Source organism: Symplocastrum torsivum, assembly GCF_059505465.1.
In genome coordinates this window covers 1-22897 of the sequence record NZ_JCACKQ010000069.1, presented here as the reverse complement: position 1 = coordinate 22897, position 22897 = coordinate 1, and the positions used below count along the sequence as shown (strand labels likewise).

At 45.9% G+C, this 22897-nt stretch carries 23 protein-coding genes; 11 read left to right on the top strand and 12 right to left on the bottom strand.

From position 1 onward, the window contains the following. Positions 1 to 107: 107 nt before the first annotated feature. Positions 108 to 2795 (bottom strand): DNA cytosine methyltransferase, encoded by a 2688-nt coding sequence (locus tag AC5JL3_RS20475; protein ID WP_496076235.1) that lies wholly within the window; start codon positions 2793 to 2795, stop codon positions 108 to 110. A gap of 275 nt (positions 2796 to 3070) precedes the next feature. Between AC5JL3_RS20475 and AC5JL3_RS20470 the strand changes: the two genes are divergently transcribed. Beyond that, a complete protein-coding gene (locus AC5JL3_RS20470) occupies positions 3071 to 3766 on the top strand; it encodes a hypothetical protein (RefSeq protein ID WP_496076225.1) in 696 nt (231 codons plus the stop codon). 141 nt (positions 3767 to 3907) lie between these two features. Here the strand turns inward: AC5JL3_RS20470 and AC5JL3_RS20465 are convergent, their stop codons facing one another. The 3 genes from AC5JL3_RS20465 to AC5JL3_RS20455 are packed head-to-tail and all read right to left on the bottom strand — an operon-like array spanning position 3908 to position 6852. Continuing rightward, positions 3908 to 4288 (bottom strand): hypothetical protein, encoded by a 381-nt coding sequence (locus tag AC5JL3_RS20465; protein WP_496076224.1) that lies wholly within the window; start codon positions 4286 to 4288, stop codon positions 3908 to 3910. Between the two features lie 15 nt (positions 4289 to 4303). Further along, entirely contained in the window at positions 4304 to 5656 is a 1353-nt protein-coding gene (gene dnaB, locus AC5JL3_RS20460) for a replicative DNA helicase (RefSeq protein ID WP_496076223.1), read from the bottom strand. Beyond that, on the bottom strand, positions 5653 to 6852 hold the full coding sequence (locus tag AC5JL3_RS20455) for a hypothetical protein (RefSeq protein WP_496076222.1): 1200 nt from the start codon (positions 6850 to 6852) through the stop codon (positions 5653 to 5655). Before AC5JL3_RS20455 ends, dnaB begins: the two co-directional genes overlap by 4 nt. 230 nt (positions 6853 to 7082) lie before the next feature. Here AC5JL3_RS20455 and AC5JL3_RS20450 point away from each other — a divergent pair, with 230 nt between their 5' ends. The 5 genes from AC5JL3_RS20450 (at position 7083) to AC5JL3_RS20430 (ending at position 8902) form a co-directional block, all read left to right on the top strand. After that, complete coding sequence (locus AC5JL3_RS20450) at positions 7083 to 7322, top strand: helix-turn-helix domain-containing protein (protein ID WP_496076221.1); 240 nt, start codon at positions 7083 to 7085, stop codon at positions 7320 to 7322. Continuing rightward, positions 7261 to 7401, top strand: a complete 141-nt coding sequence (locus AC5JL3_RS20445; protein ID WP_496076236.1) for a hypothetical protein — start codon at positions 7261 to 7263, stop codon at positions 7399 to 7401. The genes AC5JL3_RS20450 and AC5JL3_RS20445 overlap by 62 nt, the downstream gene beginning before the upstream one ends. 325 nt (positions 7402 to 7726) lie before the next feature. Continuing rightward, positions 7727 to 8014 carry a hypothetical protein gene (locus AC5JL3_RS20440; protein WP_496076220.1) on the top strand — a complete coding sequence of 96 codons (288 nt, stop codon included), beginning with the start codon at positions 7727 to 7729 and terminating at the stop codon, positions 8012 to 8014. 240 nt (positions 8015 to 8254) lie between these two features. Then, on the top strand, positions 8255 to 8590 hold the full coding sequence (locus AC5JL3_RS20435; RefSeq protein ID WP_496076219.1) for a hypothetical protein: 336 nt from the start codon (positions 8255 to 8257) through the stop codon (positions 8588 to 8590). 9 nt (positions 8591 to 8599) lie between these two features. Beyond that, a complete protein-coding gene (locus AC5JL3_RS20430; protein WP_496076218.1) occupies positions 8600 to 8902 on the top strand; it encodes a hypothetical protein in 303 nt (100 codons plus the stop codon). 97 nt (positions 8903 to 8999) lie between these two features. On the opposite strand, the gene AC5JL3_RS20425 is transcribed toward AC5JL3_RS20430, so the two are convergent. Then, the gene (locus AC5JL3_RS20425; RefSeq protein ID WP_496076217.1) at positions 9000 to 10688 is read right to left on the bottom strand and encodes an IS1634 family transposase; all 1689 of its coding nucleotides are present in this window, start codon (positions 10686 to 10688) and stop codon (positions 9000 to 9002) included. Positions 10689 to 10955: 267 nt separating this feature from the next. Here AC5JL3_RS20425 and AC5JL3_RS20420 point away from each other — a divergent pair, with 267 nt between their 5' ends. Then, positions 10956 to 12935, top strand: a complete 1980-nt coding sequence (locus tag AC5JL3_RS20420) for a site-specific integrase (RefSeq protein ID WP_496076216.1) — start codon at positions 10956 to 10958, stop codon at positions 12933 to 12935. A 577-nt stretch (positions 12936 to 13512) separates the two neighbouring features. On the opposite strand, the gene AC5JL3_RS20415 is transcribed toward AC5JL3_RS20420, so the two are convergent. After that, entirely contained in the window at positions 13513 to 14136 is a 624-nt protein-coding gene (locus tag AC5JL3_RS20415; protein WP_496076215.1) for a hypothetical protein, read from the bottom strand. 321 nt (positions 14137 to 14457) lie between these two features. On the opposite strand from AC5JL3_RS20415, the gene AC5JL3_RS20410 reads away from it, so the two are divergent. Together AC5JL3_RS20410 and AC5JL3_RS20405 are read left to right on the top strand one after the other, a co-directional pair. Next, positions 14458 to 14607, top strand: a complete 150-nt coding sequence (locus tag AC5JL3_RS20410; RefSeq protein WP_496076214.1) for a hypothetical protein — start codon at positions 14458 to 14460, stop codon at positions 14605 to 14607. Positions 14608 to 14723: 116 nt separating this feature from the next. Then, a complete protein-coding gene (locus AC5JL3_RS20405) occupies positions 14724 to 14873 on the top strand; it encodes a hypothetical protein (protein ID WP_496076213.1) in 150 nt (49 codons plus the stop codon). Positions 14874 to 14943: 70 nt separating this feature from the next. Here AC5JL3_RS20405 and AC5JL3_RS20400 read toward each other — a convergent pair whose 3' ends face one another. Beyond that, positions 14944 to 15243: a hypothetical protein gene (locus tag AC5JL3_RS20400; RefSeq protein WP_496076212.1), complete on the bottom strand. Its 300-nt coding sequence runs from the start codon at positions 15241 to 15243 to the stop codon at positions 14944 to 14946. A gap of 236 nt (positions 15244 to 15479) precedes the next feature. Between AC5JL3_RS20400 and AC5JL3_RS20395 the strand changes: the two genes are divergently transcribed. Next, on the top strand, positions 15480 to 15779 hold the full coding sequence (locus AC5JL3_RS20395; RefSeq protein ID WP_496076211.1) for a hypothetical protein: 300 nt from the start codon (positions 15480 to 15482) through the stop codon (positions 15777 to 15779). 964 nt (positions 15780 to 16743) lie between these two features. On the opposite strand, the gene psbA is transcribed toward AC5JL3_RS20395, so the two are convergent. The 3 genes from psbA to psb34 all read right to left on the bottom strand — a co-directional run bounded on the left by psbA (position 16744) and on the right by psb34 (position 19229). Next, entirely contained in the window at positions 16744 to 17826 is a 1083-nt protein-coding gene (gene psbA, locus AC5JL3_RS20390; protein WP_496076210.1) for a photosystem II q(b) protein, read from the bottom strand. A gap of 166 nt (positions 17827 to 17992) precedes the next feature. Then, positions 17993 to 18802 (bottom strand): S-layer homology domain-containing protein, encoded by an 810-nt coding sequence (locus AC5JL3_RS20385; RefSeq protein WP_496076209.1) that lies wholly within the window; start codon positions 18800 to 18802, stop codon positions 17993 to 17995. A 247-nt stretch (positions 18803 to 19049) separates the two neighbouring features. Beyond that, positions 19050 to 19229 carry a photosystem II assembly protein Psb34 gene (gene psb34, locus AC5JL3_RS20380; protein WP_496074715.1) on the bottom strand — a complete coding sequence of 60 codons (180 nt, stop codon included), beginning with the start codon at positions 19227 to 19229 and terminating at the stop codon, positions 19050 to 19052. Positions 19230 to 19761: 532 nt separating this feature from the next. Between psb34 and AC5JL3_RS20375 the strand changes: the two genes are divergently transcribed. Then, the gene (locus tag AC5JL3_RS20375) at positions 19762 to 20997 is read left to right on the top strand and encodes a hypothetical protein (protein ID WP_496076208.1); all 1236 of its coding nucleotides are present in this window, start codon (positions 19762 to 19764) and stop codon (positions 20995 to 20997) included. A gap of 141 nt (positions 20998 to 21138) precedes the next feature. On the opposite strand, the gene AC5JL3_RS20370 is transcribed toward AC5JL3_RS20375, so the two are convergent. Together AC5JL3_RS20370 and AC5JL3_RS20365 are read right to left on the bottom strand one after the other, a co-directional pair. After that, on the bottom strand, positions 21139 to 22320 hold the full coding sequence (locus AC5JL3_RS20370) for a low temperature requirement protein A (RefSeq protein ID WP_496076207.1): 1182 nt from the start codon (positions 22318 to 22320) through the stop codon (positions 21139 to 21141). Between the two features lie 280 nt (positions 22321 to 22600). Next, positions 22601 to 22897, bottom strand: a 297-nt coding sequence (locus AC5JL3_RS20365; RefSeq protein WP_496076206.1) for a hypothetical protein, incomplete at its 5' end; no start/stop codon positions are given.

The following is a 22897-nucleotide window of genomic DNA, read 5'->3' as shown; positions in this document are numbered from 1 at the left end:
GAGATAGCTTTATTGTTATTAAAAGATTCTTTATATCAGGAGATTGAGGCGAATCTCTTGTTAATACAGAGCTAAAACATGAAATTAATAAGTTAATACCTTCGCCATTATTTGATTTCAGTAATAGTAATTGTCACCCCCTCAGAATCAGACTTTTCGTGACGATGAGAAACAGAAACGATCACTTCCAAAGAACCATTATTAATAATCTTCGCGGCAACTAAACCATCATTAATAAACTTAGTCCTCGCCCAAATATTGTCCGGGTCTCGTCTATTATTTTTGACTTGCCAGAGATAGTCAATGTTTACCTGTCCCTTAAACTGATGAGAACCACAGCAGGCATTAGCGACTACGACAGTCCACTCTCGCTTTTGTCTAGCTACGACAGATATATCGTTTCTAGCCGTATCAATTATTTCATTTAAAGTGGGTGGCAGAAATGGCAGTTCAATTACTTGTACAACTGGGGAGGTTACTATCGGCTCTCTAGCCTTTGATGCATTTGAACCACTTGGGGGTAGATACTTCGCTTCAATCAGGTTTAGATAGCCCAGTTGTGTAGGGTTATGGGCAACCTCTCGCGATAATAGCCACAGGAGATCCCGCTCAAAAGGATCTAAGCTTCCTTGCTTCTCAAGGCGAGCTACGCGATCGCACACCTCTTTGAGTTCATGCTCTTTTTCCAGGAGAACGGGAGTTAGTTGTCGATGTCGTAAACTATGCAGTTTCACACAGTTTTCGATTGCGCTCCTGACCCATACTTGGGCGTTTTTTTCACCAACGCTCTCTATCCGACCATAATGCCCATGAATAAATTTCCTGGAAGGTGCATCAATTTCTACCAGTCCTCCTGGAGAAAGTTTAAGGTGATGAGCTCGATCTAAACCACTATGAGATTCTGTTGGTTCCTCTATCAAGCCTTGAGAATCGTTGGTACCCAAAGTCCTATCTAGGGGAGAGTTGTCTTGGTTAGGATTTCTTGGAAGGCGGAGAACTCTGCCAAGCTTGAGTGCAACAGTTTCTGGTTGATGGCGTGCTTGTTTGCCTAAAGCAATCACTTTAGCTTTTTTGAGTTCGGTCTCTCCATTAAGAAGGAGAGTTCGGATTTGTCCTCCCCCAAGGCGGGTAAGCGCATCTATCGCCCTTTTGTACTGGGCATCCCTGTCGATAGTCGCAGGCGAAACCCCAAATTTTTCAGCTCCGAGTTGTGACGTACTTTTACTCGGAGAGATCAAAACCTCATCGTGAGGTTTTGATTGGGATTTGCGATCACCGCCATGAGTACCCTGATGAGCCTCATACCAAACCCCCCTAAGATACCAGGTGGTTGGGTCGTTGGCGTTGCGGCGCATTAGTAGCTGGTTTTCTGCCATCCAAGCCTTAACGCCTTCTTTGTCGGGGAAGGATAGTTCGATTCTCTGAAAGTCTTTCTTATTGCGGCGACAAATCGAAAAGCGGTGATGTCCGTCAATAATGACTCCTTTCTCTTTCCAGAAAACAATCGGGTCTCGACAGCCCTCACTCAAGATGCTAGCTTCTAATGCCTTGTACTGCTCCTCAGATAAGGGGGAAATTAAAGACTCTAGTTCTGGATCAACGACACATTGATGAAATGGAGAAGGTAAGGGAGTTGTTAGCGTAGCGAGCCGTAGGCTGGGAGATTGGGGAGGAAAATCTTCCCCATCTTCCCCAATTTCCAGATCTGTCCGGTTAATTTTAGTCGTGGCAAGGGTTAAGTCTGATGCCCAATCCTGCTTCATTTCCCTTACAGCACCGCTCAAGCTCAAAAAAATCGCTTTTGCCAACAACGGCGGTATAGCTAAGCCAAGCAGAGGCCCGGCATCCTTCATCTGATTGGGAAGCTTGTAATCATCGGGGAAGGATTGAAGTCTTGCGATCGCACGGGCTGTTAACCTTCTGACATCTCCACCTGGAAGTACAATATTGAGGCACTTGTTGCGATTACTGCGTTTCCCATCTGTCCCAATGGCCGCTTTGATAGTGAAACAGGGTTGGGAAGAAAGGCGGACTTTGGGCTTCGAGTTGCGGTAGCCGGTGCGTTCGACAAGCACTGCTTCTCCAGTGTCTAACAAGGCTTCTACTACTTTTTTTTGATCAGGTAGCAAGTCGCACTGCGGTAACTCCCTAATTAAGTCGGCGATCGCCTCATACCAAGAAGGTGCCGGAGTGGGCGCTATCATCGGTGGCACGCTGGTACCTTTCAAGGCACGAATAATCAGACGTTCTCGCTCTTGTGGCACTCCATAATCAGAAGCCTTTAGGATTTCGACCGTATACTCATACCCACTGCACTCTAACGTATGAATCAAGAACGAGTAGGAGTTACTCTCTTTCCACAAGGGAACATTCTCTATCACCACACCCAATGGTTGCAGCTCTGTGATGGCTTGGCTAGAAGCTGATGCGGCGCTAATGTCGCTCTCATCTTCAGCTACCCCGTGACTGCGACAGGCAGCAAAATGTGAACACGAAAGGGTAATTAGGAGAAAGTCCGGGCGAGGTAAGTCAGTAAATCCCCTAGCTGCTACTTCTTGAACCGTTTGACGAATAACAGGACAGTTGAAATTTTTTTTGTAGCTATCGGCTAAGGCAAAGCTTAGTTCCGGCTTATTGGGATCAAAGTCAATCGACCAAATTGGAGTGATGCCAGCTAGAAGTGCTCCCATTGCGCCACCGCCACCACCCCCCGCGATGCAGGCAACCGTTAGGGCATTGGTTGAGCCTTGGGAGAAAGAAATCTTCTCAACTTCTTTGTGACTGACCGAGTGCACCCCTTCCAAGTCGTCAAACTCCTTTTTTCTCTTTCTAAGATTGTAACACATTAGTTTAGTGTGTTGCGTTCTTATTAATGAGAAAGTTTTGGCTGTATGTATGTAATGATCGGAAGTGACAAACTCTAAACATGAACAGCCGCGCATTGTTCGCTTGCTTGGCGCTCTCGTGCGCGCCTAAAAGTCGCTCGCCAAGCGACGAGTGACCTGTGCCTATTTGTTCTTTCACCTTGAAGCTTTCAAGATGTCAATTTTATGAGAGTCCGCGCAAGGCAATGTCTACTTCTGCTGGCTTCTTGAGGGAGCCAACTACTGTTACTAGCTGTATTGAGCAGCGAATGCACTCCTACGATCTTTCGGCTTACGGCGTGACGAAACTCATCTGCTATCTGCGTGGTGAAACCAACTACCGCAGCCTGCAAAAGGCCGTGACTGACGCTCTTCAGGCAATCGAACGCTCCAAGTTGCCGATGGTTTTTGACATCGTTACAGCTTTAGGGGGAGAGTTCGCTGTCGCTTGCCCAGACAAACCGGCGCTAATCGTGAAATCGCCAGAACAACTCAGACAGATTGTGCAGGACTTGGCGGCAGGAATGAAAGTTTCTCAAATCGCCTCAGCTATAGCTACCCGTCGGGGTATAACATCTGGTTATCAGGGCATCCATAGCTCGATTTCCAAGTCGCTCCGGTCTCTGGATAATTCGCAGTTTCTTCGGGTGAGCGAGATTATTGAGGTACTCGGCTTTAAGCTATTGATCCAGTGGCAGACACTCAAACTTTCTGGTTCGTCTAAGGGTCAGCTCCTTGGCACCTTGATTCCTCTGGTGGCACCCGGTCTAAACCTGCTCGAAGAGCAGGGCAACCATTTGCTGGTTCCCTTGCCGTTGGTTGCAGAGTTTCAAGAACATTTCGGTCTTCATGTTGTGACAGAACTCTGGAAGGTTACCTCAACAGCTATCAAAGAAGAATAACGAGGATACAACCAAGCGATCGCATCCCTCGCACAAGCGTTCTTGTGCTGGAGAAATAGATATCCCTCTGGCTCCTCTGGATTATTGTGATTGGGTTAGTCAGTTGTCGATTGACGAGAGCCTATATAAGATGAGTGCCCTTCACTCAGAATTTTTAAGACCCTTTGTGGCTTGTTCGCTCCAGAGCTTCAGCAATGCTTTTTGCCGCTGTTGATGCCAGTTAGCTTCGCTCATGTGCCAATCATCTCTCCCGATCTCATGCAACTTCCTACATTCTTCTGAAGTCAGTTGTCTATCAACGATTGATTGGTCATCCTGAACTTTGGCAGAGGCAGCGCAACCGACACGCTGGCAGAGAATCGGACGACTAAAAAGGTGCGGATTTTTCAACACTCTCTCTATCCGCACGACATAGCCAGTGTCGTGACAGCAGTAGCATTTGTAAGCTCTTAGACCACTCCAAACAGCTTGGTCATCCGCTTGTACCTTTGGTGCTGGTACTGGGTTTTCTCTAAGTTCCATTTTTAGTTCTAGTTATTAGTAATGCAAGTCGATAAACCGAGAATATTCCCGCTCGAAGAAAAGCTCTACAGTGCCAGTAGAACCATTGCGTTGCTTACCAACAATCATTTCAACAATCCCCCGCTTTGGGGTGTTACAGTTGTAGTAGTCTTCTCGGTAAACAAGCGCAATTACATCGGCTACCTGCTCAATCGCCCCGCTATCACGTAAATCAGATATCATTGGGCGTTTGTCTTGTCGATTCTCTACTCCTCGGTTTAACTGCGAAATACAGACGACTGGCACATTAAAATCTTTGGCTAATTGCTTGAGGCAGCGAGTAATTTTATCGAGTTCCTGCACACGAAACTTGTTTTCGTTCTCACTCCCCATAAGTTGAAGGTAATCCACCAATACCATGCCTAGTTGCCCATGCTGAGATGCTACTAGGCGTAACCTAGCTCTAATGTCAAAAATTGAAGGATTCGAGCTGTCATCAATGAAAATGTTGAGTTTAGAGAGTTCATCTACCGCCTGACTTAGCATCTTCCATTCTCCGAGTGCAATTCGCCCAGCCTTTAGACGCTCACACTCGATTCGAGCGGTTCGAGCCAAAAGTCGATAGGTTAATTGTTCTTTGGACATCTCTAGGCTAAAGATGACCACTGGCAGTTTATGTAACATGACGATGTTGTGAGCCAGATTGAGACTAAGGGCGGTTTTACCAGTCGATGGTCTACCAGCGATGATAATTAAATCCTGTCGTTGCAATCCTCCAGTGATTCGGTCAACTTCAACCAGTCCAGTGTTTAATCCTGGTTGAGAAACACCAGCCGCATAGTCTTCAATCTCTTGAAAGTTACGAATCAGTATTTCATTAACTGCCTCGACGCAATTGCTCGTTTCATGACGCTGCCCTGCAACATTGAATACTTTTTGCTCGGATTGCTCAAGGACAGTTTCTAACTCAATGGATGTTTCGTAACCTAGCTGAACAATCTCGTTGCCTGTCTGGATGAGCTGACGGCGCAGATACTTGTCCATCACCAATGTTGCGTAGCGATCAACATTGACAGCTGACACAGTGCGCTCAACTAGCTGCGCTAACTTACTCTGACCCCCAACTTTTTCCAGTAGCTCGTGGTCATATAGCCAAGTGGTGACGCTCATCAAATCCGTCGGTTTACCTTGGCTGTGGAGGGCTAAGGCAGCTTTATAAATTTCTTTGTGGGCATTAATGTAGAGGGCTTCCGCACGCAGCAGATCAGCTACCCGACCAATTGCTTCCGGGTCGAGCATTATCCCTCCAAGGATCGACTCCTCGGCATCAACATTTTGAGGAGGGAGGCGATCGCTAAAAGCACTAAAATTAAGTCCTGTAGCGCTCATGTTGATACTCCTTGCATCTCATCAAAGAATGCGGGCATAGTAGCTTGCACAAACTCTACCCATTTTGGATGCCAGGGTTGCTCTTTCAAGAATGGTACACCTTTTGCCAAATACTGCTGTGCTAGCTCGATATGTTGCGCTCTATCCCAGGATTTAAGGTCGGGAGTGGCATCTAGTTTCGTGTTTTGTGTTTGTGTCTGTGACTGTGCTTCTTGCTGGAAGCTCTCAAACGAAAGCTGAGTACGTTCCAGATTTGTCTTAAGTGTGTTGTAAGCCCACGCTAGCTTGTCACGTACAGATGATGGTGCTTGTTGTGCTTTCCAGTTAATGAATGCTTTCCAGGTTGCAAGGTCAACTTTTTCCTTCCAAACTGTGAATGGAGAGTCTTGGGTACGTCTTTGGGATTGTCTCTTCGCTTGGGTTCGTGGTGATTCAGCCTCAAATGAGACAAGTTCTGCTTTGTCTATTGAAGGTTTAGCAGTCTTTTCTTTGCAGCTATCCTTTGGCTCATCAGTTAATTCAACTTCTTCTTCACACACACATTCTTTAGCCGGTGCAGGTTTCAGGGATGTGTTTGTCTGTGTAATCTCTTTAGTATTCTCTGTGTAATCTCTATATATAGATAAGGTGCCGATTTCGGCATGGTTCGGTTCCCAATTCGGCACCCCTTGTTGCCCAATCCGGCACCCCTTGTTGCCCAATTCGGCACCCCTTCCTACCGAATTGGGTAACAAGGACTTTTCAAGGGTTTCAGGATTTAGCTGATAAGAGATTTCGGCTATGGCATAGGGCTTGAGACCAATGAACATGGTGTTTGGAATAGTGCCGTATCTAGTTTTGATAGGTCGGAGTTCAATCTCAATCAGTCCTAGCTCTTGTAGGAGTTGCAGCGATTCTCGAACCTGTTTGAGCGAGACACCGTAGAGCTTTGCAAAAGCATCCGGGCTTCGCTGTAGCTTGTCGTCTTTAAACTTCTTTCGCCAACCAACTACATGGAGAGTTGTTTCATCTCTGACTTCGACAGGGCGGTACCAATACACAATGTCCGACAAGATAGCGATCGCAAGCAAATTGGGATAGTTGCCTCTTTTATTGCTGTATCGAATGTGCTGATACCAGCTCTGGGGCGTTACGTTACCTGTGATATTGAGCTGTCCAATAGTATCTACATCTGGATGACCAGTTAGTCTAAACACTACTTGTTCCTCATTCGTTTAGTTAGATTTGACTGCTTTACTTCCAACGGGCAAACAACAGAGGATAAGCCACTTATGTTCGATAGATTCCATCAGATCCTCACCTCCTCCTGTGTGTGACTATCTCCTCAATATTTGTCTAATTGTAATACTAATGCTCTAATTAGAACATTTTTGTTTTGAGATAGACTGTAAGTAGTGAAGACGCAGATTTATGGCATGATTAAGTTATGCAAATTGTGACTATCGCCTTAATGTCTGAGTGGAGACTCAGCCTTCTTATGCATGACAGAGGGTTGAAAGATGAGGACGTGGCAGAGCGTCTTGGCGAAATAACAGGCAAATATAGGCATCCCAAAACCATTGCCAGATGGCGGCTTGCTGAAACAAAGCCGAGGATAGACATAGATGACTTTGATGCACTATGCCAACTACTCAATTGTTCGCGAGATGAACTTTGGAGTAAGTAGCGCTCACCTCAGTGCAAAGCTGCATGAGCCAACAGCACTGCAACGTCCCAATAATTTCAAACAAAATTTACTAACCTAAAATTCCTTACACTGTCAGGAATTTTGATCTGCATATCGCCTTTAACCAAAGCTTCAAAGCGTGGAAGATGTGGTACTTGCCTACTGAAGATGGCAGCTATCCCTCCTTAGAAGTCAGGCAAATAACTTTTGGTTCATCCGTGCGATCGCAACCTAAAAGCTACTCAGCATAAAGCACAGGCTTTATGCCTGTCTCTGATAACATCAGGAGAGCTAATCTAATAAGTTTACCCTCTAGTTTACCATAAAGAAGCGGGTAAATAGAGGTCTAGATGCAATGGAACCTTAAGCTCAAAATCTCTTTGAGCAAGACACTTAAAAGAACGATGGAGCCGCAAGAATTTTGCCGGAGATGGTTGAATGCTGATCAAGAGATGGAGTCTGCTAGAGGCTATAGATCCAAATGCGTCGATCTTCTCAGCCAAGTTACGGGCATAGATAGAGAAACGATTAACAGCAAGTGGGGGGCTGGGGTTAAGTTTGCCAAGATGCCTAAGCAATATCAGAAAACCCTTGCTTATGCTGACATGATTCGAGAAATGCTGGCGAGTGGCGCTAAATCTCACCCCGATATCCTCGACATGGTTATGCAATACCTGAAACCATCACGTTAATAGTTACCATAAACTAGTAGGTAAACTAATTGACTGCTCTTAGGTGCGGGTTTAGTGTGTTGGAAATAAAGGTACCAGTTTACTGGCGAAACAAGGGCGAGAGCGATCGCTTAGCTAGGTGAGCCTTTGCTTACGACAGCCTCATGAGTGCATCCATCCAGAGAGAACTCAAGGGAACTGTTTGAAAAGAGTGATCGCACTACCTGATAGAAAACCCAGTAAGCATCTAGGAGAAAAGCCATGTCCACGGAACAGTTAATCGCCCCAGAAGTTTCGTTGCTTCCAAGCCTACCTGCCCAACTCCCGTTGCCGAAATTCCAGCTTGACCAAACCTTGAAGTTTGGCAAAGTCCCTTCAGGAGACTTTGGACGTGTAGTGGGTTATGTATTTGCTGCTAGCGCTACCGTACAGGCGACGGGATACCATTACTTGCTCTTACTCGATGCCAAAAGTTATTCCCGTAAGGAACTGGGCATTTTGTGTGACTGGCTGTTTGAGGAGGATGCCTTGCTAATGACGCAGCGATTTGCAAATGGTCAATCTACTCAACAAGAAACAGGCTTGCAACAAAGATAGGAGTAGCCAATGTACCCAACGCAGCGCCAGTGGGCATTACTTGAAGCTTACAAGCACCACCCCACACCCCTTTCTCCTCTTGAGTTTTTGCAAATCTATGATGAATTGTCCTACGGGGAGTTGGCGGTTATCTTAGGTCTGTCGGTTAGCAGTGTGGAACATTTTTTCTGCGATCGCACGGCGACAGGCTATCGAGAATGTGCGGAAAAACACTGCCGCAAGTTAGCAGAGATTCATGCGCTCTGGAAAAATGCTCATCGCTTGACACCGAAGCAGATTCGGCAATGGTGTCAAGAGCCAAGGAAATCCTAAACACAGCCACGTCTGTATTCTTTTTGTTCAAGAAACCCCAGAAGTATTGCAACTACAAGGAAAACGGCTAGCAAGCCTTGTGCCGTTATTGGGTAAATCATAGAGAGACACCCAATAGCTCAAATGCTTTGTGTTGCAAGGGGGTGAGTTGCGTAATTTTGTCAAAGGCGATCGCAGGCATTGCTGGAGACTCAACCCGATTTTTCACAAGGGTTCCCAAGTTGGCAAGTAATGATTGGAAGCTATGTACGGGCAGTCCATCTACTGTGTGCTTAGGAAGCGCCTTACGCTGTGCATTAGCTGAACGTTTTGCCGGAGCCACCACAGATTCACGTAACAATTGTGCCTGATCTGGGTCATCTTCATCAAGCAATAATGGCGCTAATGCCTGTCTCATATGCCACTCGACATAGTAAGCTAGCATACACAAAAAAATGTGCGCTTTAACCTTCTGGGTCAAGTCGTAAAAAATGGGTTGAACCTGGAGGTCAGCTGAGTTGTAACAACGAAAAGCTTGTTCAACTTGTGAAAGGCTTTTATAAGCATTTATAGTTTCGGGAGCTGTGAGTTTTTCAGCTGCTAGTGAAGTCCGAATTACATAAATGCCATCAAGCCCCGCTTCCGAAGTAATGCTGTCAATATTACGCTGATAGTTAAAGTGATCATCGGTAATCTCATAGCGAAAATGTTTCGCCATTTTGAAACAATTAATAACTTTTCCTACCCATACTTCGATAGCATCTTTGCCGCGCCGTGGATTTGGAGAACGCTGGGTAGCTGCAACAATCTTGTTTAGCTCTTGTTCAGTCGCCTGTAATAACTCTTCTCGTTTATGAGAGCATCTTTGAGCCAAAGCAGAATTCCGACAGGCAATTAAGCGTTCATCAGGATAAGCTTGTGAGTAAATTTCTACCCAATTGCAACTATCGAATAAGGATAAGGAGAGGACTCCCTCAGAAAATAATTGTTGGATTTGGCAAGCTCGTAAAGCTGTAATCCAATCTAACCCTTCTTTGTGTTTCAGTTCTTCAGTAATCCGCGCTTGTGTAATTACGCCTTGGTCGCCTACTAGCACAACTTGTTTTAAACTGAAGCGCTCTTGCAGTTTTTTAATTTGACTCTCAAGAGTTTCAGGGTCAGCCGTATTCCGCTCAAATACTTCAACAGCCACAGGACATCCCTTCGGCTCGCACAACAAACCAAAGTCAATTTGTAATGTTCCCTTCTGCCCTTCCAAGTAAGTAGAGCTGAGGTTATATAAGACTAAAGTTTTTTGTGCTGAATGCCTTGTTACCAGTTTCTTTTCAATCGCCTCTTGATGACGCAGCAACCAATCCATCGCCTGCTCAAGCTCAACCTCCGTCGCTGATTCTACTCCCAGGACTTCGCCCAAGGTGCTTGTAGCATTTCCCGCATCCAGGCTTTGCGCTAGGGGCAGCTTTGAGCTGGGGTTAATAATCCTGGCAGCTACCATCGCTACCACCAAGTCTCGCTTTCGGCTATGCCTAGCTGATAAAACTTGCTCCAACTTCAGACGATGTAAGGTTCCCAAAATAGCGGCTACATGACCGTGAGGGCGAGAGCGAACAATCTCAAATACCTCTTCGAGCTTGCCTACGGAAACAACTTCACCCTTAAGCAGTGCCTGAAATTGCTCCACCATCTGGGGCGACCATTTAGAGAGATTAGCCAATGTCCGTTTTTTGACCTTGCCATTCTCTCGATAAGACTCCCGCAGCAGAATCGCGGGAGGAGAGTTGCGATTGGGGACACGCTCAATATACATGGCTACTAAAGTACCAGCCTAGTTACCAGTTAGCAAGGATTTAGTATACATGGCTACAAATTGCCCAAAATATTCCCTAGATTGTTAAGTAATACTAAAAAATACATGGGTACAGTTGTGATAATGTGATAATCCTTTTAGGAAAAATAAACTTTGAACTCTTCACAGTACATCTGTACAGGGGAACTTCAGGCTAAGGGGTTCAGGGAACTTATTTACCTCGTCTTTATTTTTTCCTTCTCAATTTCTATTAGTGGAGATTCATTTATGTCGCAGCACACAATCACGTTTGAACTGTCCAACTGGCAAACTATTTCAGAAATCAAAAAATGTGATCCAAATATCCTGCGCTATTGCCGCACAAGTCTCAAGGATTATGTTTTGGTTGCCTTGGGATATCCGACTTCCCAAATGAAAACTAATGAATTTAATCAATTTTGTGGTAACACCTCAGTTACCGAACTAATAAAAAAAGGAATTAAGCTCTATGAGAAAGAGTCGAAGCTTCTTAATGACTCTGAGACAGCTCAAACTTCCCCATTAACCCAATCAGAATTATTTGACTTTTTCTCTAAAATTCTTGACCAGGAATTAAATGCAGCGTTTAAATCTGGACAGATTACCAAAGGAACTGGCAATAACTATCGTTCTAGCTTCGAGCGATATTGGAAGTGGCAGTTCGAGCAATCTTGGGTACGGGAACTTTTGATAGAACTGCTTCGAGCAAGGCAAATACCGGAATTTATGCCTAAACATCCAAGAAAGGACACCCGTCTTTCCACTCGTAGCCGAGAAGAAATTCATTATGGAGTACGTCAGCAAGATTTATCTGCCTCTGCTATTAATGAACTCGAAGAATACAAGAAATTTCGGCTTACTGGGGGGAAGCTTGCCCAAAAAAAGCTACGCCAATTGTACCCTCAGTCGCAAAATGAACGAAGAATTTCGCCAGAACTGAGAAAGGTTCAACCTTCTACCTTCAAGCAAGATGAAACTTATATTCTCCTTTTCTATGGATATCTCGTGAAAGAGTGTCAGTATGAACTTTCCGAATTGCATTTGGGTTTATTATTGAATTTGGATCGGTTGGAGGATTACGCTGATTGGCTAGTTGATGATAGGGGGCGTACTTACTGCAATGGACTAATTCTAGTCAATACTGCTATTGCTGTTGCCAAATTTTTGAATTTTGATAAAACTAAGCGAAGCGACTACCTAGATGTACCAGTTATTTTGAACCTGAAAGACTTGGCACGCAAATATAACAAGCAGTACCAACAGAATAAGAAAAAGACGGATCAGAAGAAGTGGCGCTCCAAGGAGCTAACTTACCCTCAGTTGTTTGAGGTTGTTGATTATTTGCTCGCTTGCTGTGCTCCGAACACGAGTAAAGTTAGCCAATCTAAACAATGGCCAGGAAAACTGATCAAAGGCAAAGAGCGATCGCTTGAGGCTGTTGTTCAAGCTTACCAAATTCATCTGATTGTTAAGATTTTGGTTTACGCGCCGTGGCGTCAAGGAGAAATCCGACAATGGGCAAAGGGCAAAACCCTCTTCCGAGAAGAGGGTAACGGTCAACCGTCTTACTCTGTTATTCTCGAGGAACATAAACTGAGTCAGCAAAATGGCGAATTGGCAAGGAAGCTGCCGACAGCTCTAACACCTGACCTGGATGATTGGATTAATATCTGGCGACCTAAAATTTTTAACGCTATACAAACTTTAGAAGGTTGGTTGGAATTCAGCGGATACAAGCTAGAGGATGCAGAGAACTTGCAGCAACGCCTTGAGTTAGCAAAGCTTGGGCTGTCGAAACGGAGGGTGGAAGATCAGCAGAAGTACATCGAAAGATTGGAAGACCGACTGGGTCGGATGCAAAGGCGCATTGCGGCTTGGAAACCAGCAAAGGCAAATTTAGAAGCCAACGACACATTGTTCCTCTCCTTTGGTAGCTCTCACCCAGAGAGCTTCGGGAAGCTTCTGGATAGGAAGAGTTGCCACTCGCTCGTTACCACAGCGATCGCCAAAGCTACTAAATACCTTTTCGGAGAAACCAAGCAACTTAACCCTCATGGATTTCGGCATATTGCAATCAAGCATTGTCTCGAAGTTCAAGGCAATCTTGAGGCTTTAGCTGTGTATATGAATCATAGTCAAAAGACTCAGCAACAGTACCTTAAACAAGTTTTTAATGCCTATACTTACACCGAAAATTTTGTAGACGACTGGTGGAGAAGGAAACTGTAGTAAACTTGTAATATCTTAATAGATTAAGATTCAATCATTCTCATCATTTAAAGCTCCCCAAGTAAGTGGAGCTTTTTTATATTTAGTTCAAATTGGCATCTAAGATAAATCATTTTTTCTAGATCTATTTCTAGATTATTTATGAGATTTTTTAGCAAAAAACATTTAACACTTCCGAGAAACTCCAGAGTTTTAGAATGTTCTAATACAAAATTTAACAACATTATTTCTAGTCTATGACTGGTAGAGCTAATTTTGAGAAAGTATGAAATTAGTGCTTCTATATACCCTTTCAGCCCATTGAGATGAACAAAAATAATTCATCTTCTAACGGGTAATCTAGCTAGAGTAGGCATTTCACAAATTTCCAATCCTAACAGCTTCATCTAAATTTTGTATGACCTTCATCTAAAACTATTAAAGCCTTGTCCTAGCGTTCTTTGAGCTTCTAGAGGGTTGAGAGGTATTAAATGAGTAAATCTCAAGCTACTTCACCAATTGATCGAGGCGTAATCGACTAATTTCTCCTTCAAATAAGCAATTGCTACCACTCTAGCTATCCTTGCCTACTCCCTCATCAGCTTACCTCAATGGGATGAAATCGTCTTGTTCGAGAGCGATACTCCCAAGCAATGCTATCTGGGTCTTTCTCTTGAGTCCAAAAGCTAAAGTTCGGCTTCGATCTCTTGTAACTAATTAGCGAAGAGTAAGAGTTTAATCTCTCGGCTAAAGCCACTCCGGTTAATCCTTTCTTTACCCGCTCTTCTGATAAACTAACCGGTAATTTTTCAAAGGTCAAGACAGAACCATTTGAAACTTGATAGTTTTCGCCATTGCCATGACGCACTCGCAAATTTCTGATTCCCTTAGATTTCTCTACTTGGCAAGATAGAGTCACATCAGCCGGTAAGTTAGTATGTTTTTGAATAAGTGCGATCGCCTCACACAGAGACTCATATTTGTTAGCTAATACAGCAACCTTCTCTTCCAGGGGACTTTCACCGTTGTCTAGGTGGGTTCTACTGGTCAAAAAAACCGCAGGAAGTGCAATCCCCGGTACAGCCACCCCAAAGTAGTCGCTTAAAACTATTTCCACTGCCTGTGATAAGGAGCGGATGCCATGCTCCTGCTTGAACTCGGCTAAACGCTGGTAAACGTCTGTATGTAAATAGGCAAGCACTTGAGGTTTATTAGTCACCATCGTTTGAAGCGGGCGGGAATTAACTGGCTATGTTCAACAATGCCTCTGTGTGTCTAATAACACCAGCCTTTCCTGTCGCCACAACAGGCTTACACAATAGTCCTTGACAAATTATTATCTTTGCACTCCATAAAAGTCGCCAGCTTGAGTAGCTAGCTATCAGGAGAACCTACTCAAATGAACTATCGTGTCAATCCTTCTCATCAATAAGACTCATCATTGGTGTAGGCGATCGCTCCCAACAAGGGAGGAAATCTTAGAGCTTCCGAAGAAAATATTTGGAATAGAAGTGGTGCTGATGAAATGTAGGACTGCCTACTGATGCCATTTTCAGATCGAATCGGGTTGCGGAGCGCTCTTGCTCGTTGCTGCACTGTCTTATTGTTGAGTACAATCGCGATCGCTTTGTACCAAATCGGTGAAATTGCCTCTCTTGAGGGCGATCGCCTCCCTGCCCGCTTTATGCCCTAACTAACGGGTTACTGAAAAAATCTGAAAACTCTTTAAAGACTGATTTATAAAACCACAGCAGCAAGGGTTGAGTGTGGGGTGTGCAAACACCTAGAGCAGCAGTCCAATAAAAATAGTTGACAAAAAGTACAAAATATGTAATCTGTGGAAATCCCACTCAAGTTGACCCGCGAGGGAGGTGGAGGTGCGATCACCTTCTTGCCGACCTTCCTTTAAAATTAACGGCTATGTCGGAATTTCGAGAGTTGGATGCGATCGCCATCTGAGCCTCAGAGGTTGCAGGCGTTATGAGCCTATTGTGTAAAGTGATAAGCGCTCATGGTTTAGAAGAACTTATCACTGTTGTAATCGTTGCTTGACAGCTTGTAAATACTGTTGAGCTGTGTGTTGATAATCCTTGTCTAACTCCTGAATGGGTTGGAGCGTCAAGGCTTTCTCATAGGCATCAATCGCTTCGGGGAGTTTGCCAACCTGCTCAAACAGTTGTCCTAAATTAACGAGTGTTACAACGGTGGGAGTTCTGAATGTAATGTTTTTTTGCAAAATCGTGATCGCCAGCTCCGGTAATCCACGTTCTTGGAGGTCACTGACAAGCGAGCCATAGGCATCTAGCCCAATATTGCCGGGGTATCCCAAACTAGAAGGGCTACGTTCATCTAGATAGTTTGGTCACCACTTCTTACCCCTGTCAGCGCTGAGACTAAAATTGAGGCAATAGTACTCTTGGAAAAATCAAAACCTCACGGTGAGGTTTTGATTTGTTGGTCAACGTGATCGCACTTGAAGAGCGCCACTCAGCGACGGCAGCAAAGGCAGTGGGGAGGCGACGTTAAATAGGGACGCGAGCACACCCCCTCTACAAGTTCGTTGGCTTGAATCAGAAGTTCACAGGACAACCTACCATACCGCCCAATGCCATTACTGTGTTTGTCAAACCGCTGTTGGGGGAGAGCAAAACCTCTGAGGTAGCTCCAAGCGAGTTTTTCGAGGTTCCTGCCGCCAGCTCCTTTCCCTCCACGACGATGCAAGTAGGCGATCGCGTCAATTGGTCTCAATGTCCCGGACATTGCGAACAATTTGCTCCCTTTGAAATTACTGCCATTGATGGTGATTACGCCAAGCTTGACTTATTCGAGAAGCCAGTGCTGCTGTGTGAGCTAACGAAAGAATGAAATTGGGTGGGGTGCGCTCGCGCTCTTCTAGCAGTGCAGAATCCACATCTGTGGTCAGGAGCGATCGTCTCCTTGACCCTCTAACCCAAGATGCCTGTGCTTTACGAAGATCAGGCGCTGTTCGACCAGTATAGTGTCAGCAATCACACTAGGCGTTTTCTCTGGGTAGAAGACGATTACATCACCACCCAAGACGGCTAGGTAGCTGTAACGAACAATACAAAGTTTTTCTCGCTTGAGCCGTCTGGCTGAAGGGATAGTTTTACAGTGCTGTCACGTCTTTTCAATCAGCTTAATGTCCCGGCTCCGCCACACGCTCTGGCTGAGCAACTCCCTCTGTTGTGCAACAAATGTGAAACAACACAAAACAGACCTTCCGTTAATATTAACGGAAGGTCGGAGATTTTGAGAGTTGGATGCGATCGCCTGGAGTGACGCAAGAGAACTATAGACCAGCTTCAGAGAGTACCGGGCTGAATTTATGGAAGTTTGGGCAGAGGTAGCAGTAGATAATCGTCTTATCCAAACGATTGACCCTACCTCTGGCAGTTCTGCTTATTGAATGACTTGCACTCCGGTAACTGAAGAGTGCCTACTTAGCTTTGTCGCCAAAGGCTGAGACTCCAAGAAATAGCAGGAGTAAACCCCTGCACAAGATAGCGAGAGCCAACCCACCAGCGACTAAATCCAAGATGTTAGTATTATCCACTGCCATCAATTCTCTTTATCTCAAATGCTAATCCAAGTATGAGATGTGACTGACAGCAGATGAGTGCTGTTAGTGATTGGTGCGATCATAAGCCGTGGTAAGCCGATGATGGTGATGAATGCGATCGCTTACTGGGAGGTTTCCAGCTCGCGAGTTTTAGCCCAATCAGGCTAATCGGATAGATGAGGGTGGAGTGCCATGCAAAAAGCGCCCCCTTATAGGAGACGCTTTTCGTTCAGCCTAAGTTGTCAAGAATTAGCCATTGATAACAGGAGCAGTCAGAGCAACAGGAGTTGCCTCACCAGCAGCCAAGTCCAGAGGGAAGTTGTGAGCATTGCGCTCGTGCATTACTTCCATACCCAAGTTGGCGCGGTTGAGTACGTCTGCCCAGGTGCCAATCACACGACCCTGAGAGTCGATGACCGACTGGTTGAAGTTGAAACCGTTCAGGTTGAACGCCATCGTGCTGATACCCAACGCGGTGAACCAGATACCGATGACAGGCCAAGCCGCGAGGAAGAAGTGCAAGCTGCGGCTGTTGTTGAATGAAGCGTATTGGAAGATGAGACGACCGAAGTAGCCGTGAGCCGCAACGATGTTGTAGGTCTCTTCTTCTTGTCCGAACTTGTAACCGTAGTTCTGTGACTCGGTTTCGGTTGTTTCACGTACCAGTGAGCTGGTTACTAAGGAACCGTGCATTGCACTGAACAGTGAACCACCGAAGACACCTGCTACACCTAACTGGTGGAATGGGTGCATTAGGATGTTGTGCTCAGCCTGGAACACGAACATGAAGTTGAATGTTCCAGAGATTCCCAAGGGCATTCCATCAGAGAAGGAACCTTGTCCGATTGGGTAGATGAGGAATACGGCGGTTGCTGCTGCTACAGGCGCACTGTAGGCTACGGCAATCCAAGGACGCATCCCTAAACGGTAGGAGAGTTCCCACTCACGTCCCATGTAGCAGAATACGCCGATGAGGAAGTGGAAAATTACCAACTGGTAAGGACCACCGTTGTAGAGCCACTCATCTAAAGAGGCGGCTTCCCAGATTGGGTAGAAGTGTAAGCCGATTGCGTTGGAAGAAGGAACAACTGCACCGGAGATGATGTTGTTTCCGTAGAGTAAGGAACCAGCAACAGGTTCGCGGATACCATCGATGTCTACTGGAGGAGCCGCGATGAAGGCGATGATGAAGCAGGTGGTGGCGGCAAGCAGTGTTGGAATCATCAACACGCCGAACCAGCCTACATACAGGCGGTTGTCAGTTGAGGTTACCCAGGAGCAAAAGCGTTCCCACACGGAAGCGCTGCGCCCTCTTTGTAGTGTGGTTGTCATTGTTTTATAAGTGCGGTTGACTTATTAAGTCGGAATTTGATGATGTATTCAGAATAGTCGGGATGTTTAAGTTTTGTAAAGATACTTAACAAAAGCGTTCCTTATCAGACTGATAAGTCTGGCTGATAAGTTGTCTTTACTTAAAGCACTGCCCTGTTCAAGAGTCTTAGTTTCTAATACAGTTGAGCATCCGCAGCGTGGCGGCAGTGGCATAGTTGCGTCGTGCCGCCAGATTAGGATTAAAGGCATTTCCCGTTTCATTCAAGGGAGATGCCACACCGCAGTATGCCGACATCTCTCGAATCGGCTTGGATGCCCAGTGATTATCTAAATCACTGAAAGCTCTTGTCGGCGGCTTTGACCCCCAACCTGAGCCTTGCGTCGCTTGACCAAATTCAGCGGCATTACGCAATACCGCCATCAACTCAGCACGGGTGACTTTTTGGCTGGGACGAAAAGTGCCATCTGAGTAGCCCAGTACAATCGCATTATCCTTTGCCCACTTAATCTTGGCAGCACTCCAACGAGTTACTTCTACATCTCGGTAAGGTCTGGTACTCACTTCCAGTGGTGGGGTAGCCGACGGCGGATCGAAAGGTACGGTTAGAGGACTGACGGGAAGCTTACTCAGGGCATCTATCACCATCGACACCATCTGCTCACGAGTGACCTCTAATTGGGGACGGAAAGTCTTGTCAGAAGCAAAGCCAGCAATCAGTCCGGCATTCACTGCCTCTTGAATCTCTTCGGCATAGACATCATTGCCAACATCGACGAAGCGGATGGGCGTATCAGCCAGTGCTGTCCGAGTAATACTCAAGGCACAAAACAAGACAATAACCGTGGCATCTGCGGAAGTTCCGACAGCTAGACGACCCAGCAAGAAGTTCGCTATTGATTTGAGCCTCGATTTTGTGATGAATGAAAGGCTTACTGTTGTAGACCTTACCGATTTTTGCCCGGTTTCCCGCGTCATAAGTTCAAGAAAACAAAAAGCCCTCACACTTGAGGTGAAGGCAATCATCAGGGTGCATCTACCTGTCTCCTATTCATCATCACAGTGGTTAGATCAGGAAAGATCAGTCGGTACTCCTTGAAGTACTCCTTAGAAAAGCTTTTTGGAATTGACTTCAAAAACAAACCCCAGTAACTATCTGGGGTAGGAGGGAGATTGAAAATAATTCATTGAACAATGCTGTCAAGGCGGTTTCCCTCTGGAGGAACTAGCCTAAAGAGCTAACGGAAAACGCAATCACAATCATTAAGCCAACGAACACAGTAGCGAACGCACCTTGTAGAGCGTAGCGGCGCTGCTCCCATACGGCTGGGTACTCGGCTGTGTAAACAGCGACTTTCGGAGCGTAGTTGTTGAGGATACCGTCTTCGTTAACTGTGGTGAACATGTCGTTTTCCTCGTTGCCCTGGTGTGTTAGGGGTTTATGTAAATAAATGTAACTGACTATTTACAAAAAAGCAAGGGGTGAGCTAATGGATTGGGTTCTCTCTCCAATATGAAATCTCTCACTGACGGGGTAAACCTTCACGACAAATGTAGTGAATGTACTCGGCAATTCAAGGAATACTCATCTCCCTTGGGGTATGCCGCTGAAATGAAACAGCCAACTGATTCATCCAGTCCAATTTGTGGATTGTCCACTCCTGACTGACTCAGCACACCGACCTCTACTCAGACTCCTAAAAATCGCTCAAATCTTTTCCACTATGCATTCAAGAGTTGCCGACACTCCCGTCAACGAACTAAGGCGATTAGCCGTTAAACAACCATAAAGGTTTGCCTGCACAAGCCAAGCTCTCGGACGCTCACTTGCGCTTTACAGTCGAATTGTTGACGACTCTGGAAGGAGGTGAACCCAACACCAAACTTCTATAAGAGTCATCACCGCCGTCATTCGAGCCAGGAGCCGAGCTTTTACCGTGAACGCCACCACCACCAACTCCCTACATCAAACTTCTTTCTCAACCGACAACGCTCCGGAAAATTCTACTGTTACTGACACAATGGCGTTGAGTGAGCTATTAAAAGAAGAACTGATACTTCAGCTTGGTTCCCTACCCAGCAACGCTCTTCTCGTAATCAACCGCATCGTGGTAGAAGTCGAACGGATTTGTACCAAGAGTGAGCGCATCCAAAACGGCGGTGACGTTCGTTCGTGGGAGTTAACCTTGGCACGTCATCGTCTCTCTAAGTGTATTGAGTACTATAAACTGGGTTCAAAGCAAGGACGTGTGGAACTGCACAGCCACCTCAGTGTGATGATATATCGCCAGGTGGCACCTGAAAGAACGCAGTTAAGCTTTGCCGCTCGACACCTCTTGATTGAAGACTTCTTACAAGACTTTTACGCCGATTCCCTCAAAGCCTTTAGACGGGAAAATGACTTAGCGGATAACTACACCCCGCGTACAAGAATCGAACTCGCCGAATACATGGGGTTCACTCTTGCATACGCCAAACGACGGGTGATGACCCGTTATGGTGCTGTGCAATTACTGGTACTCAGAGCCAAAAGCTTTGCCAAACGCCAACCGAGCGATACAGTCATGGACATTGAACAGGTAACCGAGTTTGCTAAAGGTGAAGAAGCCCAGATGCAAAACCGCTCACCCGTGATGCAGCAGGTGCGGGAGCGTTTGGTTGCTGATACTATTGACCCTCATGATACGGTTGTGCGAGAGCGGGTGATTGGTGAGCTGGTGGAATACCTAGAATCTCAGGGTCATAATGATTGTGCGGATTACTTAATCTTAAAGCTGCAAGACTTGAGTGCCCCGGAAATCGACGACATCTTGGGTTTAACACCACGTTCGCGGGATTATCTGCAACAGCGTTTTAAATACCATGTGGAAAAGTTCGCTCATTCGTCTCACTGGCAACTGGTACACCAATGGCTAGGTGCAGACCTTGACCAAAAGTTGGGACTTTCCGAGCTGCAGTGGGAGGCATTTGTCGCTCAACTTGACTCCCTTCAACAGCAGTTGTTATCACTCAAACGGGCGAATTTGAGCGATTTTGAGATTGCCAAAGCCTTGAAAATCACACCGAAACAAGTGCAAAAGCGCTGGAGTCATCTATTAGAGATGGCAAGTCTTGTCCGCAACAATGCAGTAGAGAGTTCCAATAAAGGCATTAACCACTCAATCGCTGCCTAATTCCCCGATTTATTCGGTGCGGCTTGATGTTAGTAAGAAATTTCCTTTTTTGAGTCTGAATTACTCAGCTGGTTTAGTAAACACCAACCTCGCCCCTTAAAGTCAGTTCAGTCATAAAAAACTCCCTATGCCCAAGCAACCTCAACCTAAAATCGGCGTAATATTTGCCGAACGGGAAGATTCAAAGAGAGCCAGTCCGACCAAAATAGCTGTCAGCACTCCTGTGAGAGCCAAGGGAGCTAGAAAACTGCCAAGCCATACAAGAAGTACACAACAACAAGTCGCCAGGACGCAAACTCTGATAATCCGACCGGGTAGAGAACGAGGCGCAGCCCACTGAACAGCACTTAGTCCTAGCAAGAACACTGCAAGCCCACCACACAAAACTGCCCGCGCCTCGATTGTCAAGCTTCCTTTAGTCGCTGCTTCAATGGCTGACTGAATGCCGACTCCGGTTGCAACAATGCCAGCGAACACAAACACATGACTGTAGCCATAGACGAAAGAAGGCAGCAAAGCTTGCTTATTACCTCTCAACGCCCAGTTAATTACCGAGGAATCTGCCCGCTCGAAGTACATTCCCCACAAACTCACGGCTATGATAAAACCGCAAAGCCCTGTAAGCGTTGCCCACCATTGCCACTGAGTGCCAGCAACGCCTGTAGCAACAGCAACGATCGCCTCACCCAGCACAATGATCACAAAAAGACCAAACCGCTCGTTCATGTGCGAAACTTGAGCGGGAACCGACCGAATCGTGACATAGGTGATTGGTCCGTTACTAATTTCAATAAATAGGGCAATACCCCAAAGCACAAAGCGAACAGGTTCGGGCACGAAAATAGAAATCAGCCACAAAACGAACGCAATGGAGAAACTAATCGTATAGCGTGCCGTCAGTTCCCTCGACTGCGGCACCAAACGCCAAGCTTGGAGGTACAAGACGATAATGACTAAACGCAAAGCCGTATAAATAGTGGCGAAAGCAGCCGAACCGCCGTGCAACGCCTTGGGGATAGTCATTGCCAAGACGATCAGGCCAAACATTACCCCAAGCATGGTTAAGCGGTAGGAACCTCGCTCGACATCGAACTGATCGGCGTAGTAACTAAAGTCAATCCACAGCCACCAGACGGGTACGAACAGCGCCGCGAAACCACCAATTCCTGCCCAAGTTAACTCGTCGTGCAGAAAGTGCGCCAGTTGGGCAATAGCAACAACAAAAACCAGATCAAAAAAGAGTTCCAACCACGAGGCATGTCTCTCGTCGCTCTCACTCTCTCCGACGTAAAGTCGTAAGGGTCTACGCTGACTTCTACTCATCTTAGATAACGCCTCTGACAAAGCTTGCACTAACTCGACGCAATTCTACTTTATGACTCCTGCTCTCTGTTGGTGGCAGATTTTGTCACAATTTTAGGAACAGAAGTTAACAGAAAGAAGGCTAAAAGGGTTGAGATGTGGTTGTGAAAATCAGCCATCCCTTAGTTACATATTTTTAACGAATGGGCTTGTTTGACGTGAGTTTTCAAGTCTAGAGTGGTCGCTAGAGTTGGGTTGAGCATCTCAACGACTTTGGGTTCAATAGGGCTTTTAAAGATGACTACTTTGGGAACTGTTTGTCAAAGCAATCATCTGCTGTCTCATCGCCACAAAAGTAAGAGCAAGCAGCAGCAGTAGTCCACCGGCAAGTGTAAGTAGTGCCAAGCCCAATCTGCTCACTCAAGGGCTGGCTGAATATCGGTGAGAGAAATTGCCCCAAGAAAAAGAAGGTAGTCACTCCACCTAAGGCACGCTCACGCAGCGCGTCTGATACCACGGCTGACACCCATACGGTCAAGTTAGCGGGACTTAAACGAAAATCGAGAAAGAATAAAGGTATAATCCAAGCATGGCAGAT

Excerpts from the sequence above, each read along its gene's own strand:
- AC5JL3_RS20470 (WP_496076225.1), top strand. The coding sequence starts at position 3,071 with ATGTCTACTTCTGCTGGCTTCTTGAGGGAGCCAACTACTGTTACTAGC.
- AC5JL3_RS20465 (WP_496076224.1), bottom strand. The coding sequence starts at position 4,288 with ATGGAACTTAGAGAAAACCCAGTACCAGCACCAAAGGTACAAGCGGAT.
- dnaB (WP_496076223.1), bottom strand. The coding sequence starts at position 5,656 with ATGAGCGCTACAGGACTTAATTTTAGTGCTTTTAGCGATCGCCTCCCT.
- AC5JL3_RS20450 (WP_496076221.1), top strand. The coding sequence starts at position 7,083 with ATGCAAATTGTGACTATCGCCTTAATGTCTGAGTGGAGACTCAGCCTT.
- AC5JL3_RS20445 (WP_496076236.1), top strand. The coding sequence starts at position 7,261 with ATGACTTTGATGCACTATGCCAACTACTCAATTGTTCGCGAGATGAAC.
- AC5JL3_RS20440 (WP_496076220.1), top strand. The coding sequence starts at position 7,727 with ATGGAGCCGCAAGAATTTTGCCGGAGATGGTTGAATGCTGATCAAGAG.
- AC5JL3_RS20435 (WP_496076219.1), top strand. The coding sequence starts at position 8,255 with ATGTCCACGGAACAGTTAATCGCCCCAGAAGTTTCGTTGCTTCCAAGC.
- AC5JL3_RS20430 (WP_496076218.1), top strand. The coding sequence starts at position 8,600 with ATGTACCCAACGCAGCGCCAGTGGGCATTACTTGAAGCTTACAAGCAC.
- AC5JL3_RS20425 (WP_496076217.1), bottom strand. The coding sequence starts at position 10,688 with ATGTATATTGAGCGTGTCCCCAATCGCAACTCTCCTCCCGCGATTCTG.
- AC5JL3_RS20420 (WP_496076216.1), top strand. The coding sequence starts at position 10,956 with ATGTCGCAGCACACAATCACGTTTGAACTGTCCAACTGGCAAACTATT.
- AC5JL3_RS20415 (WP_496076215.1), bottom strand. The coding sequence starts at position 14,136 with ATGGTGACTAATAAACCTCAAGTGCTTGCCTATTTACATACAGACGTT.
- AC5JL3_RS20410 (WP_496076214.1), top strand. The coding sequence starts at position 14,458 with ATGCCATTTTCAGATCGAATCGGGTTGCGGAGCGCTCTTGCTCGTTGC.
- psbA (WP_496076210.1), bottom strand. The coding sequence starts at position 17,826 with ATGACAACCACACTACAAAGAGGGCGCAGCGCTTCCGTGTGGGAACGC.
- AC5JL3_RS20385 (WP_496076209.1), bottom strand. The coding sequence starts at position 18,802 with ATGACGCGGGAAACCGGGCAAAAATCGGTAAGGTCTACAACAGTAAGC.
- psb34 (WP_496074715.1), bottom strand. The coding sequence starts at position 19,229 with ATGTTCACCACAGTTAACGAAGACGGTATCCTCAACAACTACGCTCCG.
- AC5JL3_RS20370 (WP_496076207.1), bottom strand. The coding sequence starts at position 22,320 with ATGAGTAGAAGTCAGCGTAGACCCTTACGACTTTACGTCGGAGAGAGT.